The organism is Streptomyces sp. BK340, assembly GCF_007827595.1.
GTDB lineage: Bacteria > Actinomycetota > Actinomycetes > Streptomycetales > Streptomycetaceae > Streptomyces.
Genome location: NZ_VISR01000032.1, coordinates 83,422 through 99,750, shown reverse-complemented (window position 1 = coordinate 99,750; position 16,329 = coordinate 83,422). Strand labels below are relative to the sequence as shown.

14 protein-coding genes are annotated in these 16,329 nt (G+C 70.5%); 9 read left to right on the top strand and 5 right to left on the bottom strand.

The features are described from left to right. The first annotated feature begins 593 nt into the window (after positions 1–593). Entirely contained in the window at positions 594–1,271 is a 678-nt protein-coding gene (locus FB157_RS39430; protein ID WP_145885544.1) for a hypothetical protein, read from the top strand. Positions 1,272–1,358: 87 nt separating this feature from the next. Here FB157_RS39430 and FB157_RS39425 read toward each other — a convergent pair whose 3' ends face one another. From FB157_RS39425 to FB157_RS39415, 3 genes are read right to left on the bottom strand one after another with little or no spacing between them, the layout of a single operon-like run. Continuing rightward, entirely contained in the window at positions 1,359–1,874 is a 516-nt protein-coding gene (locus FB157_RS39425) for a hypothetical protein (RefSeq protein ID WP_186581887.1), read from the bottom strand. Between the two features lie 33 nt (positions 1,875–1,907). Further along, a complete protein-coding gene (locus tag FB157_RS39420) occupies positions 1,908–3,179 on the bottom strand; it encodes a putative T7SS-secreted protein (RefSeq protein WP_145885543.1) in 1,272 nt (423 codons plus the stop codon). Positions 3,180–3,203: 24 nt separating this feature from the next. Next, the gene (locus FB157_RS39415; RefSeq protein WP_145885542.1) at positions 3,204–3,554 is read right to left on the bottom strand and encodes a hypothetical protein; all 351 of its coding nucleotides are present in this window, start codon (positions 3,552–3,554) and stop codon (positions 3,204–3,206) included. Positions 3,555–3,892: 338 nt separating this feature from the next. Here FB157_RS39415 and FB157_RS39410 point away from each other — a divergent pair, with 338 nt between their 5' ends. The 5 genes from FB157_RS39410 (at position 3,893) to FB157_RS39390 (ending at position 7,360) form a co-directional block, all read left to right on the top strand. Next, on the top strand, positions 3,893–4,234 hold the full coding sequence (locus FB157_RS39410) for a DUF4333 domain-containing protein (RefSeq protein WP_261386821.1): 342 nt from the start codon (positions 3,893–3,895) through the stop codon (positions 4,232–4,234). A gap of 191 nt (positions 4,235–4,425) precedes the next feature. After that, complete coding sequence (locus FB157_RS39405) at positions 4,426–4,809, top strand: hypothetical protein (protein ID WP_261386820.1); 384 nt, start codon at positions 4,426–4,428, stop codon at positions 4,807–4,809. A gap of 76 nt (positions 4,810–4,885) precedes the next feature. Next, positions 4,886–6,211 carry a hypothetical protein gene (locus tag FB157_RS39400; protein ID WP_145885540.1) on the top strand — a complete coding sequence of 442 codons (1,326 nt, stop codon included), beginning with the start codon at positions 4,886–4,888 and terminating at the stop codon, positions 6,209–6,211. Positions 6,212–6,289: 78 nt separating this feature from the next. Further along, positions 6,290–6,787: a hypothetical protein gene (locus FB157_RS39395; RefSeq protein ID WP_145885539.1), complete on the top strand. Its 498-nt coding sequence runs from the start codon at positions 6,290–6,292 to the stop codon at positions 6,785–6,787. Between the two features lie 60 nt (positions 6,788–6,847). Continuing rightward, complete coding sequence (locus FB157_RS39390; RefSeq protein ID WP_145885538.1) at positions 6,848–7,360, top strand: hypothetical protein; 513 nt, start codon at positions 6,848–6,850, stop codon at positions 7,358–7,360. 24 nt (positions 7,361–7,384) lie between these two features. Here the strand turns inward: FB157_RS39390 and mycP are convergent, their stop codons facing one another. Together mycP and eccB are read right to left on the bottom strand one after the other, a co-directional pair. Continuing rightward, a complete protein-coding gene (gene mycP, locus FB157_RS39385) occupies positions 7,385–8,650 on the bottom strand; it encodes a type VII secretion-associated serine protease mycosin (protein WP_145885537.1) in 1,266 nt (421 codons plus the stop codon). Positions 8,651–8,677: 27 nt separating this feature from the next. Next, positions 8,678–10,201 carry a type VII secretion protein EccB gene (eccB, locus tag FB157_RS39380; protein ID WP_145885536.1) on the bottom strand — a complete coding sequence of 508 codons (1,524 nt, stop codon included), beginning with the start codon at positions 10,199–10,201 and terminating at the stop codon, positions 8,678–8,680. Positions 10,202–10,406: 205 nt separating this feature from the next. On the opposite strand from eccB, the gene eccE reads away from it, so the two are divergent. The 3 genes from eccE to FB157_RS39365 all read left to right on the top strand — a co-directional run bounded on the left by eccE (position 10,407) and on the right by FB157_RS39365 (position 16,289). Further along, a complete protein-coding gene (gene eccE, locus FB157_RS39375) occupies positions 10,407–11,777 on the top strand; it encodes a type VII secretion protein EccE (RefSeq protein WP_145885535.1) in 1,371 nt (456 codons plus the stop codon). Further along, the gene (locus FB157_RS39370; RefSeq protein WP_261386819.1) at positions 11,777–12,541 is read left to right on the top strand and encodes a hypothetical protein; all 765 of its coding nucleotides are present in this window, start codon (positions 11,777–11,779) and stop codon (positions 12,539–12,541) included. Before eccE ends, FB157_RS39370 begins: the two co-directional genes overlap by 1 nt. 361 nt (positions 12,542–12,902) lie before the next feature. Beyond that, positions 12,903–16,289 (top strand): SCO5717 family growth-regulating ATPase, encoded by a 3,387-nt coding sequence (locus FB157_RS39365; protein WP_145885534.1) that lies wholly within the window; start codon positions 12,903–12,905, stop codon positions 16,287–16,289. Positions 16,290–16,329: the final 40 nt, after the last annotated feature.

Here is a 16,329-nt window from a genome sequence, read left to right as displayed (position 1 = left end):
CGACGCTCCTCCCCGTTTCCCCGTACATACATCGGTCCCGACCCAGTCGAGGCCGACCACCCACTCGCCGTACGATCGCAAAGCGAGCCGCGTCTCACAACGCGTTTACCACTGTAGTCAACCTGCACATCGGGTCCAACCGAGGTGTGTGTTAACTCAGTTACGAGACCGCATCCGGCGCCATGGTTTGCCCCATTTGCCGCTTCGCTGTTAACGACCGTGCAGCACACCCCGTTGCACCTCGCCGCACCCGGCCCAATGTTGGACGCGGTTGGCGCCGACGCCGTTGCACCGTTTGCGATCTTCATCAAACTTCTACACGACCCCGGTGGCGACACCGCGGCAACTGCCCTGGCTTCTCAACCGACTTCCGCACGACCCCGACGGCAGCGCCACTTTGCCGAGCAGGCCAAGTACGGCTTGTCGGAGGTCAGTTACGAGCACCGGGATTCCGTGGCGAAGGCCGCCGCCGCCCACGACCTCGTGCCTCCAGGTGCCCGGCATCAAACGGAAGCCTCCGTTCACCCCCCTCACTCCCGTCCGACATAATCGGAGTCATGGAGCATTGGGCCGGGGAACTGATCAAGTGGTCGTTGTTCGCCTTCGTCGCGGGAATGTTCATCCTCGTGTTCACGGTGTCGGCGCGTGGGCGCAAGAAGGACGCGCGGATCAGAGAGGGCTATGAGCAGCTTGCCCGGATCGCACCGGAACGTGGGTGGACATACCAGAAGCGCGTGCAGGGGCAGATCGATCAGTATTGTGGTGTGCGGCCCCTTCCTGGCCGAGGGAGCAATCTGCGAGCCTGGCACTACACCACGGGAGAGTTCCGCGGCCGCTCCTTCAAGTACTTCGAGTACCGCTCCATGAACCTCCAGTCGGGCGCGGACACCGGTGAGCACAAGCAGCCCAACATCGAGTCGGTCTTCATCGTCGCGGCGCCCGGTTCCGGACCGTTCGTGCAGATACTGCGCCCGAGTGTGCTGGACACGCTGTTCGACCGGAGGCCGAAGATGCAGCTCGGCGTGCCGGAATTCGATCAGAACTTCCGGGTCATCACCCGGGACGAGAATTTCGTCCGCAGCGCTCTGAGCCAGACGGTGGTGCCGTATCTGGTGACCGACCCCAAGGAGAAGGGCTCGCTCCAGCTGCGCGAGAACGAACTGTTCACGTGGTACCGGGGTCCTCTGACTCCACAGGCCGTCGACGAGAAGCTCAACTACCTGTGTGACGTCCTGGACCGGATTCCGGAACAGGCTTGGAGCGCCGTCTGAGCAAAGGTCAGCACAGGTCGGAGAAACAGTCGGAGTGCCCGTTCCACCGAGAGCCGCAGGTTCGCGGGAGAACGGGCACTCTGCCGTTCAGTCGGAGTCTTCCCCGGCCGGGCGCACCGTCCGCAGGAAGGCCTTGAAGTCGTCCAGCACCTCGGCCAACTGGTTCTCCGTCGCGGTGAGGACGAGTTCGATCACCGCGCGCTTCGCCGAGTTGCCGACGTCCTCCATGCCGAGGTACACCTGGCTCTGGAGCAGCTCCAGCGGCTCACCCCTCAGGGTGGTGTGGAGGCGGAGGTTCTGGATCACTCCGGGGGCGTCCGTCAGACCCGGGATGTCCGGGGTCCCCACTTCGGCCTTCTTGACGACCTCCACGGTTCCCGCCGGTTCGAGCCGGTGCACCGACTCGTCGGCGATCTGCCACATGGTGGCGCTGTCGTTGCGCATCCGTCCGGCGATGGTGATGTTCGCCGTGAACCCTCCGTCGATGGAGGCGGGATGGAGCGCGACGAAAGCGGCGCCGGGTGCTCCCACCTCGTCCGGCGGTGCCGCCTGCCAGCCCTCCGGCAACGAGAACGAGATCTTGACCGGCAGCGTGGCCGCCATGATGCTCCCTTCCTTGATGAGCGTCGGTTCAGCTTAGAACCAGTCACCGATCGCGTCGGCGGCGTCACCGAGCGAGTCGACGACCTTGTGCGGATCGACGGTGACGTCGAAGGAGACCTTGCCGCCGATGCCGAGGCCGACTCCGACCTCGCCGCCGATGGTGAACTTGCCGTCCTTCATGCCCAGGTCGGCGCCGGCGGACGCGCCGGCCCCCGCCCACGCCTCGCCGCCGACACCGGCACCGACGCCGGCGACGTCGCCGGAGACCGAGCCGGTGGCCTTGGCGCCGGCGAACGCCTCGGCGCCGGCATGTACGCCGTCCTTGCCGACGCCCACGTTCGCGGATGCCTCGGCACCCGCGTAGGCCTTGCCCTCGGCCTGGGCCGCCGCGTAGCCGTACTCGGCACTGCCGCCGACGGAGGCCTGGGCGAGGTACGCGCTTCCCGACAGGCCCGCCTGGAGCCTTCCGTTGGTGATGCTCGCGGCGGCGGACCCGTCGACACCGAGCGCGGATATGCCGGCCGAACCCTTCAGCTTGCCGTCACCCGCGAAGGACGTCTCACCGTTCGCGCCCGCCGACCAGACGTTGGCACCGCCCTGCCACTCGGCGAGCTTGACGGTCAGGTTGGTCTTCTTGCCGGGGGTGGTCCCGTCCTCCTCGTCCGCGGTCGGCGCGGGCTTGTCCCGGATGAACCAGTTGCCGTCCTCGTCCTTGCCCCAGACCTTGTCGGCGCGGTAGTGGCCGTCGCCCTTCGGGAGCCAGCGCTCGGTCTCCAGCTTCCACCGGTTCTGGGTCGTCTTGCCCACGCTGTGGTCCTGGATCCACTTCCAGTCGTCGACCCGCTGCCTGGCATTCGCCAGCCAGCCGGGACTGTGTGCCGCACCGCCGGCGAGGTCGTCGAGCTTCTTCGTCAGCTTCTCGAGCTCGGGCTTGAGTTGCTTGCGCGCGGCGCTCAGCGTCGTCTGTGCCGCGTCGTGGTCCCCGGACTTCCACTGCTCGATCGCCGTCGAGGCCTGCTTCTGGGCCCATCCCAGCGTGGAGGAGTACGAGGTGACGGCGTCGGCCGCGCCGGACATCGCGTCGGCCGCGAGGTACCAGTTGGACTTCTCCGTGGACAGCGTGGGCCAGAAGACGTCGCTGGCCTCGCCCTTCCAGCCCGTGATCTTCAGATCGCGCAGGCCGTCGCCGATCTTGTCGAATTTCTTGGACCAGCCGGTGAGGGTGGAGGCGAGCTCGGTCAGCTTTCCGGCGTCACCCGGGATGAGCTCCTTGGGGTCGGTCGTCGACCCCAGCTCGGTTGCCATGGATTCGGATTCCCCGTCTCTGATTCAGTTTTTCTCATTCAAGTCCGACTTGACCGAATTCACCGCGTCACGGATGGCCTGGTCCGTCTCCGTGAAGTTGTTGTTGGCCGAGTTCAGGCCCTCCGCCAGGGAGGCCGCGCAGTCGGCGAGGAACTCGGCCCCCAGCTCCCAGGTGCCGCAGAACGTGACCAGCGCCTCGGCCGCCGAGTCGTCTCCGATCGCGGAACCCTGTTCGGCCAAACTCTTCAGGTCCACCTTCTGAACGGGCGTCAGACATTCCAGAATGTCCGAAGCGCCCTTCTTGAGGACCCCCGGCTCCACTCCCAGATCGGCCGTCACGAAATCCCATCCCTCTTCTTTCAACCCCAGCTGCACACAAGCGCCTTGGCGGTCGGGGCGCTCACGTTAGCACCAATATCAAGCCATAAATGTCGGGGTCACCGCGCCCACACGACTCCTGCCGTCGAGCACATCACCCGGGCCTCGCCTTCCGGTCGGCACGACGGGAAGGCGACCGACCTCACCTCATGGAGGAAATGAAGATTTCCGTGGCTGCGGTGAAGGAGACATGGAGAGTGCGCGCATTCCGGGTTCCACACGGCCCGTTAATGGCCTGGCACCCTTCGTCATGCCCGCAGCACCCTGCCAAGTACGCTGTCCGGGTCTTCTTGCCATAACCAGCCGACCCGGAGTACACAATGCTCAAAACCCGGATGACCACCGCTGTTTCGATCCTCGCGGCCACAGCGGCCGGCGCGCTGCTGCTGGGCTGCTCGGCATCTGTCGAGGTCAAGAAGTCCACCCCGCCGAAGCTGTCCGCGGACAAGCTTTCCAGCACGCTCTCCGAAAAGCTCGCCGCCGCCACAAATCAGCCCAAGCCGCGTGTTTCCTGCCCCGAGGACCTCGTCGGCAAGGTCGGCACCACCACGCGCTGCAAGCTGACCGCGAACGACGGCAGCACCTTGGGTGTGACGGTCAAGGTCACCTCCGTCAGTGGAAACCGGATCCACTACGACTTCAAGGCCGACGACAAGGCTTCTCCTGCTCCGAACTGACCGGCGTCCAGGGCCGTTTGAGGAGGATTTTACGTAGCCGAAGGCATGAAGGCGCTACGGTACGACCCGTTCGCTGCAACGGGGGTACCCGCGCCGCCGGCACCGTACGGCGGCAGACAGGGAGGGCAGAACTCATGTCAGGGGCGGAACAGGCGCAGTCGGGAAGCGACGGCGCTGCACAGCCTGTCGGTATGCGGCTGAACCAAGTGCCGGGCGACGCCGGGGGTTCCCCCGCCGCACCGGGGCTGATCGGGGGTCAGAAGCTGGTCTCCACACCGGCCCAGAAGCAGACCGCGGCCAACGCCATCGAGCAGCACATCGAGCCCGACACCCGTAAGGCCGGCGACTACGCGGACACGGAGACCAGCACGGCAGTCACGGCCTTCCGTGACGGATGGCACACGTCCGGGGCACTGAAGAAGGCGCATGCCTCCTGGGGCGAGCAGGTGAAGAGCCTGATGAACATGCTCTCCTCGGACAAGACGGCCCTGCGCAACGCCAACACCACTTTGCAGACCACGGACTTCCAGGTGGGGTCGAACTCGAACTCGGTGTCGGTGATCAACGGCTACTGACCGGGCCGCACCACGGGCTCAGTCCTGAGCCACCTCTCAACCAGCAGTCCGCTACGGGAATGACAACGGGGATCCCATGCCGACTTATCACGAGATCATGACGACCGACCTGTCCGCGCTCACGACGGCCGCAGACCGCTGGGACGGGATGGCGAAGGAGTTCCACAAGCAGGAGCTCGCGTACCAGCGGGACGTATGCGGCATCACCCTGGGACCGGGCTGGTCCGGGCAGAGCGCGGACGCCGCCAATGGACGCTTCAACGTCACGCTCAAGCAGTTCCAGGCCGCCCAGGTCGAGGCCAAGGCGGTGGCCTCACTGCTGCGCGAGGCGCACACGGACTTCACGAACATCCGCAAGAAGCTGGAGTCAGCCCGCGCGGACGCCGTCAAGGCCGGCATGGCGGTGTCGGAGGGAGGCGTGGTCTCCTACGACACCACGAAGTTGAGCGAGGGCGAACGCACCGCCCTGCACCATGACCCCGACTACCAGGAGTCCGTGGGCAAGGCCAAGGCCTCCTGGCAGGCGGAGATCAACCGGCTCGTGAAGGAGATGTGCGACACCGACAGCGAGGTCGAGAACGCCCTCACCCGGGTGGTGATCGACTCCGACCTCAGTGACGGCACGCTCACGGGCTTCAACAGCCGAGCCCACGGCGACCTCAAGACGTACGAGGACGAGGCCAGGCGCGAGGCCGCCCGGACCAAGCCCGACGGGTGGAAGTCCGAGGGCAAGACCGAGACGTCCGGCCCCGGTGCCGGGGCGAGTGCCGAGGGACCCGACTTCGGATCCGGCAAACTCGGCGAGGCGGAGGCGCACGCCGACCTCGGCAGCGCGAGCGCCGAGGGCTCGCTCACCAGAGGGCCGTGGAAGCTCGACGGAAAGGCCGAGGCCTACTCGGGCGCCAAGGCCTCCGTCGAGGGCGGCGTCTCCCAGGACGGCGTCGAGGGGAACGCGAGCGCCTTCGCGGGAGGTGAGGGCTCGGCCGAGGGCGGCGTCAGCCTCGGCCCGGCCGGCGTCTCCGCGAAGGCCGAGGGCATGGTGGGTGCCGAGGCAGGCGTCGACGCCGGAGTGAGCAAGGAAGGCGTGCACGTGGGTGGCGAGGCCTTCGCGGGCGCCAAGGGCGGAGGCGAGATCGGCGCGGACGTCGGAGGCGTCTCGGCGGGCTTCTCCGCCGAGGGCTGGGCCGGCCCCGGTGCCGAGGCGAGCCTGGACTTCGGCAAGAACCAGCAAGGCGCCTGGGAGTTCAGCACCAAGGTGGGCCTCTCCCCCGCCCTCGGCGGTGAGGTGGGCGTCAACTTCAGCGTCGACCCGGGCAAGGTCGCCCACACCGCGGGGGACCTGGCCGATGCCGTCGGGGATGGCGTGAGTTCGTTGGGGAACGCGATCACCAGTGTGTTCTGACCCCCTCGCCAACCGGCTCTGAACCGGCACTCCCGAGGCCCACCGTCACGGGAGTGCCGTCGTAGGAAGGAAACCTCGATGTCGACGACCCTGCCGATCCCGCTCCACTTCGATCTGCCGCACGGCTGGCGATCCGCGCCGCCGGACGAGGTCGGCGCGCCCGGCGCGGCGTTCGTCGCGGTCCGTCTGCCGTCGGACGCCGGCTTCACCGCGAACATCACCGTCGACGGCGCGTACCGCCCCGACGCCGCGACGCTGTCCGAGATCGCCGACGAATCGGTGGGGCACATGGACGAGGCCGTCGCCTCGGTCATGGTCACCGACCGCCGTGAGACCGGCTCCGTGGACGCGCCGGGCCTCACCCAGACCCTGGCCTTCTCGGTCGTCGCCGGCGGGAGGAGCCGGGACCTCGTGCAGTCCCAGGTGTACCTGTCCGTGCTCGACGTCGACGATCCGCACCGGCGGGTGGTGATCCGGCTGATGCTCACCACCACCGCGTCGCAGCACCCCGCCCTGCTGGAGGACTTCCGGGAACTGGTGCGCACCGTCCGGCCGGGCGAGGGTCCGACGCCGTAGCGGCCTGCGCGGAGCCGGCGAAGGTTGTGCCGGCGGACCCGGCCTTCGTAGGTTGGCCCCATGGGACTCTTCGACAAACTCACCGGCACCCGGCATCCCCCGGAGGGAGTTTCACCGGTCCCGGGAGAGGAACTGCGGACGGCGCTGCTCGGACTCAATCAGCCCGATGTCGCGTACGTCATCCGTTACGGCGGCGGTGAACAGTGCGACCTGCTGGCGGAGTGGCGGCTGACGGAGCCCGCCTGGCAGCACATCTTCGTCCAGTCCCAGGTCAGTCACGCGGTGCGGATCCGGATGCGGCTGGACCACAAGGAGCACGAGGTGCGCGCTCTCGAGGAGCAGTGGGAGGTCGGCCGGGTCGGGACGTCGACGACGCTCCAGAGGACGTCGGAGTACACGCGCGGGCCGAGCCGGACCGTCAGCCGCCGGTGGACCGTCGGACGCGGGGAAAGCGGCCGACTCGAGACGACGCAGACCTTCAGCTTCGACAGCGCGCAGCTGCGCGAGCCGCTGCGCGACACCGTCCTCAGGTCGGGCTGGACCTGGCGGGGAGTGGTCTTCGGCAAGCTGTGAGCCGCAGCACCCCCTCGCTACGCGTCACCGGCCGCCCGGCCGCTGCCCCACGCGCCTGCGGCGTCCGTCCCGTACCGCCACGGCCGTACCGCTCAGCCCCGCCACCACGACCAGGCCCGCCACCACCACGTACGTCGCCATACGGGAGTTGCGTTCGTCCGCGGTCTCGCCGAAGTGCAGGGGCGTGACCGAGGGGGCCTCGCCCTTGGCGACGCCGTCCTCGGGTTTCGGTGACTCGACGGGGTGTGCCGGATCCACCTCGGTCAACGCCTTCACCGGGTCCACCACCCCCCAGCCCACCAGCCGGTCCTGCCCCGGGATCGAGCGTTCCGCGGTCTGCTCGATCTGGGCGGCGACCTCCTGGGCCGTCCAGTCGGGGTACTTGGCCTTCAACAGGGCCGCCACGCCCGCCACATACGGCGCCGAGAAGCTCGTGCCGTTGTCCGAGCAGTGGCCGCCGCCCGGAACCGTGGAGATCATGTCGACACCGGGAGCCGAGACCCCCACGAAATCTCCCGACTGTGAGAAGGCGGCCCGTTCGTTGTTGCGGTCGGACGCCCCCACCGCCAGGACGCCCTTGTACGACGCCGGGTAGGTCCGCTTGACGTTGCCGCCCAGACCGTCGTTGCCGGCCGACGCCACGACCACGACCTTGTGGATCAGGGCGAAGTCGACGGCCTCCTTCAGACGCGAGTCCGGCTCGACCGCGTTGGCCGTGTCCTGGGAGATGTTGATGACTTTCGCGCCCGCCTGCACCGCGTAGCGGATCGCCGAGGCCAGGGTGACCGCCGTGCCGTCGCCCTCGGCGTCGTTCTGCTTGATCGGGATGATCGTCGCCTCCGGGGCCAGGCCCACGAAGCCCGTTCCCCTGCCGGGGCGGGCCGCGATGATGCCGGCCACGCGCGTGCCGTGGCCGACCGTGTCCGTGGTGCCCGAGTTGTTGCCGCGGTCGATCTTCTCGCCCTTGGCGTTCTTGGGCGGCAGCAGATTCTTGCCCCTCGACCCGTCAACGGCCTCGGTGAGCTGCGAGTTCTTGATGTCCACACCGGTGTCGATCACCGCCACCCGGACGCCTTTGCCCGTCGACTGCGCCCACAGCGCGTCCAGGTTGACGCGCTGCAGCGCCCACGGCCGGCCCGCGTAGTTCTTCGACGGGAACGTGCACTGGCCGTCGTCCGCCCGGGCCGGGGAGGCCGGGAGGGCGACCACCGTGGTCGTCGCGGTGAGGACCACCGCGGCGGCCGTCCCCGCTGCCCGGGCCGCGGTGCCCGGTGTCCTTGGCTTCAGCATGAGTTCGCTTCTCCTCCGCCCGCTCCGCTACGAACCCTGCGGCTGCCGTGCCGCCGCCTCCGACAGGCGCGGGCCCGTCGGCAGGAACCTGGACCACTCCAGGGGGACGGGCGTGGGCTTCAGGTTCTCGTAGCCGAGGCGGGTCTGGGCGATCTTTGCCTGGCTCAGCTCCTCCTTGCGCCGCTTGGCGGAGGAGCCGATGCCCTGGTCGTCGGTGGCGCTGTCGCTGTTGGACTGCAGGGCGTAGCGCAGGCCCGTGTCGGTGACCAGGAAGACACCGCCGTCGTTGGTCGCCGTGCCCTGGAACTGGCGGTAGAGCTGGCCGGAGCCCGCGGTGACGTAGCCGCTGGAGGAGCCGGTGGGCAGCTGGGCGGGGAAGTCGGTGCCCGCCCAGGTCGACAGCGTGGTCTTGCCGTCGCCGGCGACCGAGCGCATCACGTTGCAGACCGTGTTGCGACCGCTGGTGGTGCTGGAGCCGTCGTTCACCGTCTTCGGCTTGTACGTCGGCCAGTTCTTGTTCCCGTAGAACGTGGTGCTGTCGGCGACCGCGCCGGGGCTGACCTGCTGCGCCTCACCGGCCTGGTCCGTGCCGATGAGGTCCCCGCTGTTGAGCAGGAGCGTGGCCGTGAACTCGGATATCCGGGCGACCTTTCCCTGCAGCACGACGTAGTACTGCATCGACTGGCCGTCGTAGGCCTTGATGACCTCGCCGATCTTGTCGTACTGCCGTAGCAGGGCCGAGGCGTTGGCCTTCGCGCCGGGCGTGCCCTGGATCGGCGGGATCGCGATTCGGTCGCCCTTGTGGAGGGTGTCGAGCCATTGCTGGGAGACCCGCTGTGGGGCGCGGCCCTGGGTGTCGAGGGCCTTGAGCAATTCCTTGTTCGTCGGGTCGGCGATCTGGTACGCCGTGCCCCGCGCGTCGACGACGTACTGGGTCTTGCCGTCCGGGGCGACGACGTACATCAGGTCGCCGTGGGTGAGCTTGTTCGGCCCGTCCGTCTTCGGCCATTCCTTCTTCGCGAGGACGAACGCCGCCTTCTGGATGGCGCGGCCGCCGTCGCCGGGGCGTTCGCAGACCACCCAGCGCTTGGCGGCCTCGGCCTCGTCCGAGGTGGGCAGGCGGTCGGGGGCGTAGGGAATGCCGATGGTGGCGCCGTGCGGGGGCTTGCCGCTGTCCAGGATCTTCTCGTCGACGGTGATGACGCTGTCGTGGCTGGGGTCCAGAAGGAGCTTGGCCGAGGCCATGTTGAGGACCGGGTGCAGCTGGCTCTGCGTGCCCGTCTTCAGTACGACGTACCGCGTGGTCGACTCGCTGGCGACGATGACGTGTTCTTCCGGCTTGTCCCAACCCTTGGGCGCGGTAGGGCTGAACATGCCGATCGCGCCGAACACCGCGAGGATCACGACGCCGACGACGGCGCCGGGCACCAGCGCGCCCAGTGGCTTGGGGGCGCCCTCCTCCGAGCCGGAGGGGGAAGGCTGCAGGAATGATGCGAGCGTGCGGCGCTTCGCGAAGGTGTAGGCGTTGAGTTCGTCCCGCCGTGATGCCATCTGTGTCCGCTCTCTCCCCGTTGCGGAGCCGTGGGGGACCTGTGAAGATCCGTCCCCCGCCCTCGGTTGCTCTGGTGTCTCAAGTGTCAGACCCGGCCCCTACTATGCCTGTTGCTAGGACGTGCGTGTGGCACGGGTAGGGTGCTCAGGGCTTGAAGGGACCGGAGCGCAAGGGTTTTCGGGAGAGTTCGGGGGTTTTGGAGTGATGGCTTCCGCAACGCGGAACCGGTCGCGATCGCAATCGGGGTCACGGTCGGGTGGTGCGCGCCGGTCGCGTGGTCGCGGCACTTCTTCCTCCCGGTCGGGCGCCGAGCAGGCACCCACGCCGTATCAGGGCGCTTTCGCGCCACATCTGGAGTCCCGTTCGGGGCGCGGCGGTTCGTTCGCGGTGCAGCGGCTGGTGCTGCTGGAGATCGCGGGCGCGCTCGTGGTGTGCGGGTGGCTTCTGGGTACGGTCGCGCTGATCTCCGCCTCTGTCGTCGCCGCCGTGTTCGTGGTGCTCGCCGTCGTACGACGGCGGGGGCGCTCCCTGCCGGAATGGCTCGGCACCCTGCTGGCGCTGCGGGCCCGCAGGCGGCGGGCTGCGAGCACGCCGGTGCCGCTGGGCACCGACTCCGGTCTCGCGCCCGCCGTGGAGTGCGACCCGACCCTGCGCACGTACAGCTACAGCCGCGGCGACGACCGCGACCAGCGGCCCATCGGCATGGTGGGCGACGGCGGCTTCCTGACCGCGGTGCTCCAGGTGGAGTCGGGCGCCGACGCGCTGCGCGCGGAGCGCAGCCGCAGACCGCTGCCGCTGGCCCTGGTGCGCGACGTCCTCGAAGTCGACGGGATCCGGCTGGAGTCGGCGCAGATCGTGGTGCACACGCAGCCCGCACCCGCGCTGCATCTGCCCCAGCAGTCGGTCGTGGTCAGCAACTACGCGCCGCTGCAGGCCCAGACCGGCTCCCCCGCGGTGCGCATCACGTGGATCGCGCTGAAGCTCGATCCCGAGCTGTGCCCGGAGGCGGTGGCCGCGCGCGGTGGCGGTCTTGTGGGCGCGCAGAAGTGCCTGACCCGCTCGGCCGAGCACCTGGCGAGCCGGCTGACCGGCGCCGGGTTCCAGGCGAACGTGCTCACCGAGGAAGAGCTGACGGCCGCCATCGCCACCTCCGCGTGCGCCAACCCGATGGTGACGGCCCAGGCGGCCCAGGCCGGACGGGGTGAGGCGCCGCAGCGCCGAACCGAGGAGTCCAGCCGCAGCTGGCGCTGCGACAACCGCCGGCACACCACCTACTGGGTGCGCCGCTGGCCCCAGTTGGGCGGATCCGGCGGCTCGCTGGCGCAGTTGGTGGCACAGCTGACGGCGGTTCCCGCGCTGGCGACGACGTTCAGCCTGACGCTGGCCAAGGGCGCGCAGCAGAACGTGGCCATCACCGGCCATCTGCGGATCACCGGCCGCAGCAACCAGGAGCTGACCGACGCGCGGCGCGATCTGGAGCAGACGGCGCGGCAGACGCGGACCGGGCTCGCACGCCTGGACCGTGAACAACTCCCCGGCGTTCTCGCCACCCTGCCGCTCGGAGGTGCCCGCTGATGGCCGTGACCACTTCGCCCGCCCCGTCGGAGACGGACCGGCCGGCGCCGGGCCTCGGCGAGCGGCTGCGCACCGGCTTCGGCCTGCTGGGTCCCCGCCACCCGCGGCACGCGCTGCCCCTGGAACAGGCGGACACTCTGTCCCTGCCGATAGGCGACGACGGCGTGGTGGTCGGCGACAACGCCGAGGGCCATCCAGCCGTGCTCGGGGTCAACCGCCCGACCCCGTACGACATCGTGCTCATCGGCGGTCTGTGGACCGCTCAGGTCATGGCGCTGCGCGCGGCCGCGACGGGCGCGCGCGTGGCCGTGGAGACGGGCCGGGCGCAGGCCTGGATGCCGATGGTGCACGCCATGGGCGGCGGACAGAACGGCCTCGCGGTGTACGACGTCGGCCGTGTGCCCCCGCAGGGCGCCTCGGCCGGTACGCCCGTGCTCGTGGTGCGGGACTGCGGCATGCGGCCTCCGCGCGGGCGTGTGGTGTCGGCGCCGTGGCAGTCGGTGCTGACGCTGCTGCCGTATCTCAGCCCGGTGGCGCCGCGGTTGATGCGTCAGGCACGTCTGGTGGGCGTGCAGCGGGTGTCCCCGGACGAGGCGGCGGAGATCGGGCGGGTGCTCGGGCTGCCGCGTCCGGAGCTGGATTCGCTGCCCACGCTGCCGGACGGCGTGACGCTGTGGTGCACGGAGCGGGACCGGCAGTATGTGGTGACGCGGGCGACGGACGCCGAGACCGGACTGCTGGGCGTGGCACGCCGGATGGACTGACGGACGTCCAACTTGGTCCGTTTTCACGGTGGCTGGCGCGCTATCACGTGAATTCGCGCGCTATCGGCGGTTGAGCGCGTCGCGCCTTCGTCACGTTTTGGTGTACGTCCCCATGTGCCTCGGAGGTGTCGGGGCCGGTGTGACGCGTCGGACGGGCACGAAGGGGCGGCCGGGCCTGCCGGGCCCGCGCTTCAGGTGATTAGGCTGGTGCCGGGCACGTCGCGAGTTTCCGTGAGCGGGCGATGCGCGCTCCGCGACAAAAGGGGTCAACCGGCCCCAGGGGGAAGCCCGGCGAATCGTACGACAGGAACGGTCGCCCCCAAGCCCGGCACAAGGGTGTTCGACCACACCAGGAGGAACTGTGAACAGCGATCGGGACGGGATCCGCGGGGGTTGGGACACACCCGACGACGACCAGACCGACGCGGAGTCCGGCATCGAGATGACGGGCGAGTTCACGATCGACTACGCGCCGCCCGCCTGGTACACGCAGAACGCGTCGGGTGGTGCGACCGGTGCGACCGGTGCGCCCTCGTCGGCTCCGGTGCCGCCCCCGGCGGCCACTCCCGCCGCGCCTCCGCCGCCGGTCGGGCAGCCGTTCGGGGTTCCGGACGTGCCGCCCGGCAGCGGCTTCCAGCCGGCCTGGACGGCGGGGTCCGCCCCTGCCGCCCCGCCCGCGCCTCCGGCCACTCCCGTCGCCCCGCCTGCGGCCCCGGCCACGCCTGTTGCCGCGCCCGAGGCCCCGGTCGCCCCTGTCGTCGCGCCCCTGGTTCCGGCCGAGGGAGCCGGCGGAGACCTCGTCAGCGGCGCGACCATGCGGATCTCCTCCTCCGCGCTGAAGCGGGAGTTCGCGGAGCGGGAGGCCGCGGCGGCCGCTGCCGAGCAGTCCGGGACGAATGCCGACACCGGCAGCCACGCGTACGGCAGCGAGCCGTCCGCCGAACAGCCGGTCGGTGCCGCCGAGTCGACGCCGAGCGATGAGGTCGACGGCGACGGCGACGGCCTTCCGGAGTCCGGCGCGGACACGAACACCGAGGACAAACCCTCCGCTGCCGCCACTGCGCACACGGCCGAGGAGCCGGACGGCGTCGACGCCCCGTCCGAGGGGACGGAGCCGGACGCCCACAAGGACTCCGCGGTGACCGACCTCCCGGACACCGGTGACGAGTCCGCGCCCGCCGACGAGCAGGAGCACGGCGAAGAAGACACGGCCGGCGCCGACACGGCCCAGGGTGACGGCGTTTCCCCGGAGGCGGCCTCCACCCCGAGCGCCCAGGCGCAGACGGACGGCGCGGAGAACAGCGACGCCCGGTCGGGCGAGGCTCCCGCCACGAGGGCGGACACGCAGGACGCCGGACCCGCCGCAGCGGGCCCGGAAGCCGCACAGGACACCGCGCCGGCCCCCGCAGGCCCCGAGGCCGCACAGGGCGCCGCCTCGCCCCCCGTGGGTCCCGAGGCCGCACAGGCTGCCGGATCCGTACCCGCGGGCTCCGCGGCCGCCGACTCCGCCCCTACGGGCCCGGAGGCCGTACCGGGCGCCCAGCCCGGCTGGGCACCCCCGCCGGCGCCGCAGGGCAACGTGCCCCCACTGCCGCCCTCCTACCAGCCCGCCGCCCCGGCCCCGGCCGCACAGTGGCCCGCGCAGCCGCAGCCGGCCGACCCGTCGATGCCGCAGCCGAACGCTGCCCAGGTGCCGCCGCACGCCGCTCCTGGATACCCGGCCGTGCCGCCCCAGCAGCCGCCGTTCCAGCCACAGGCACCGCAGCCCGCGCCCGCCGCCTGGAACCAGCCCGGCATGCCCACTCCGCCGGCTGCGGCGCAGCCCGGCCAGCCCTACGCCCAGGGCACTCCTGGTGCCCCCGGCGTCCCCGCCCCCACTGCAGCACAGCCGGCGGCACCCGCACCGGCACCGCAGCAGACACCGCCGGGCGGTTACGGCTTCCCGCAGCCGGGACAGCAGCCGGCCCCCAGCGGCCCCGCCCCGCAGTCCGGCTACGGCTTCCCCCAGCCCGGCACCCCCAACCCCCCGGCCCAGCCCGGCGGCTACGGCTTCCCCCAGCCCGGACAGCAGCCCCAGCCTCCACAGCAGCCCGAGGCCGCCCAAGGCGCTCCGGAGCCCGGCACCCCCACCCCGCCGGCCCAGCCCGGTGGTTACGGCTTCCCCCAGCCGGGACAGCAGCCGCCCCCCAGCGGCCCCGCCCCGCAGTCCGGCTACGGCTTCCCCCAGCCCGGCACCCCCAACCCCCCGGCCCAGCCCGGCGGCTACGGCTTCCCCCAGCCCGGACAGCAGCCCCAGCCTCCACAGCAGCCCGAGGCCGCCCAGGGTGCCCCGCAGCCGGCCGTCGACCCCCGTGCCGGTGCCGCCTGGCCGCAGCCCGTGCAGCACGACCAGCGGCAGATGACCAACCCGGGTGCGGCGCCGCTGGGTTACACCGCGGCCGTGGAGCTGTCCTCGGACCGGCTGCTCAACTCCAAGAGGCAGAAGGCGAAGAGCGGCCGGCCCACTGCCGCCTCGTCCCGCTTCAAGCTGGGCGGCAAGAAGGAGGAGGCCGAGCGGCAGCGCAAGCTGGAGCTGATCCGCACGCCGGTGCTGTCCTGCTACCGGATCGCGGTCATCAGCCTCAAGGGCGGTGTCGGCAAGACGACCACCACCACCGCGCTCGGCTCCACCCTCGCCATCGAGCGGCAGGACAAGATCCTCGCCATCGACGCGAACCCGGACGCCGGCACGCTCGGCCGACGGGTGCGCCGGGAGACCGGTGCGACCATCCGCGACCTGGTCCAGGCGATCCCGTACCTCAACTCGTACATGGACATCCGCCGCTTCACGTCGCAGGCGCCCTCCGGTCTGGAGATCATCGCCAACGACGTCGACCCGGCCGTGTCGACCACGTTCAACGACGAGGACTACCGGCGCGCGATAGACGTGCTCGGCCGGCAGTACCCGGTCATCCTGACCGACTCGGGTACCGGTCTGCTGTACAGCGCGATGCGTGGGGTGCTCGACCTCGCCGACCAGCTCATCATCATCTCGACGCCGTCCGTCGACGGTGCGAGCAGCGCCAGTACGACCCTGGACTGGCTGTCCGCGCACGGCTACGCCGACCTGGTCTCCCGTTCCATCACCGTGATCTCCGGGGTCCGCGAGACCGGCAAGATGATCAAGGTCGAGGACATCGTGGGGCACTTCGAGACGCGCTGCCGCGGTGTGGTCGTGGTGCCGTTCGACGAGCACCTGTCCGCCGGTGCCGAGGTCGACCTCGACATGATGCGGCCCAAGGTGCGGGAGGCGTACTTCAACCTCGCCGCCATGGTGGCCGAGGACTTCGTACGCCACCAGCAGTCGCACGGGCTGTGGACCAGCGACGGCAACCCGCCGCCGATGGCCGCCCCGCCGATGCCGGGCCAGGCGATGCCGGGTCAGCCCATGCCGGGTCAGCCCATGCCGGGTCAGCCCATGCCGGGTGCGTCGGTCCCTGGTCAGCCGATGCCTGGCCAGCCCATGCCGGGTCAGCAGTACCCCGGCCAGCCCTACCCCGGCCAGCCGTACCCGCCGCAGCAGGGCCAGCCGCAGCCCTACCCGCCCCAGCAGCCGGGCCAGCCCTACCCGCAGGCCGCCCCGGGCCAGCCGTACCCGCCCCAGCAGGGCCAGCCGCCGCAGGAACAGCCGCCGCAGCCCGAGCTCTACGGATACCCGCAGCCACCGCAGGGTGGGCAGCCTCCGCAGGCCCCGCCGCCGCAGCAGTAGGTCGGCACGACGAAGGGCGGCCGGTGCGATGTGCACCGGC

Bases quoted from the DNA above. Each gene is read 5' to 3' on its own strand.
- FB157_RS39425 (WP_186581887.1), bottom strand. From the start codon at position 1,874: ATGGCGGCCACGCTGCCGGTCAAGATCTCGTTCTCGTTGCCGGAGGGC.
- FB157_RS39420 (WP_145885543.1), bottom strand. From the start codon at position 3,179: ATGGCAACCGAGCTGGGGTCGACGACCGACCCCAAGGAGCTCATCCCG.
- FB157_RS39410 (WP_261386821.1), top strand. From the start codon at position 3,893: ATGACCACCGCTGTTTCGATCCTCGCGGCCACAGCGGCCGGCGCGCTG.
- FB157_RS39405 (WP_261386820.1), top strand. From the start codon at position 4,426: ATGCGGCTGAACCAAGTGCCGGGCGACGCCGGGGGTTCCCCCGCCGCA.
- FB157_RS39400 (WP_145885540.1), top strand. From the start codon at position 4,886: ATGCCGACTTATCACGAGATCATGACGACCGACCTGTCCGCGCTCACG.
- FB157_RS39395 (WP_145885539.1), top strand. From the start codon at position 6,290: ATGTCGACGACCCTGCCGATCCCGCTCCACTTCGATCTGCCGCACGGC.
- FB157_RS39390 (WP_145885538.1), top strand. From the start codon at position 6,848: ATGGGACTCTTCGACAAACTCACCGGCACCCGGCATCCCCCGGAGGGA.
- mycP (WP_145885537.1), bottom strand. From the start codon at position 8,650: ATGCTGAAGCCAAGGACACCGGGCACCGCGGCCCGGGCAGCGGGGACG.
- eccB (WP_145885536.1), bottom strand. From the start codon at position 10,201: ATGGCATCACGGCGGGACGAACTCAACGCCTACACCTTCGCGAAGCGC.
- eccE (WP_145885535.1), top strand. From the start codon at position 10,407: ATGGCTTCCGCAACGCGGAACCGGTCGCGATCGCAATCGGGGTCACGG.
- FB157_RS39370 (WP_261386819.1), top strand. From the start codon at position 11,777: ATGGCCGTGACCACTTCGCCCGCCCCGTCGGAGACGGACCGGCCGGCG.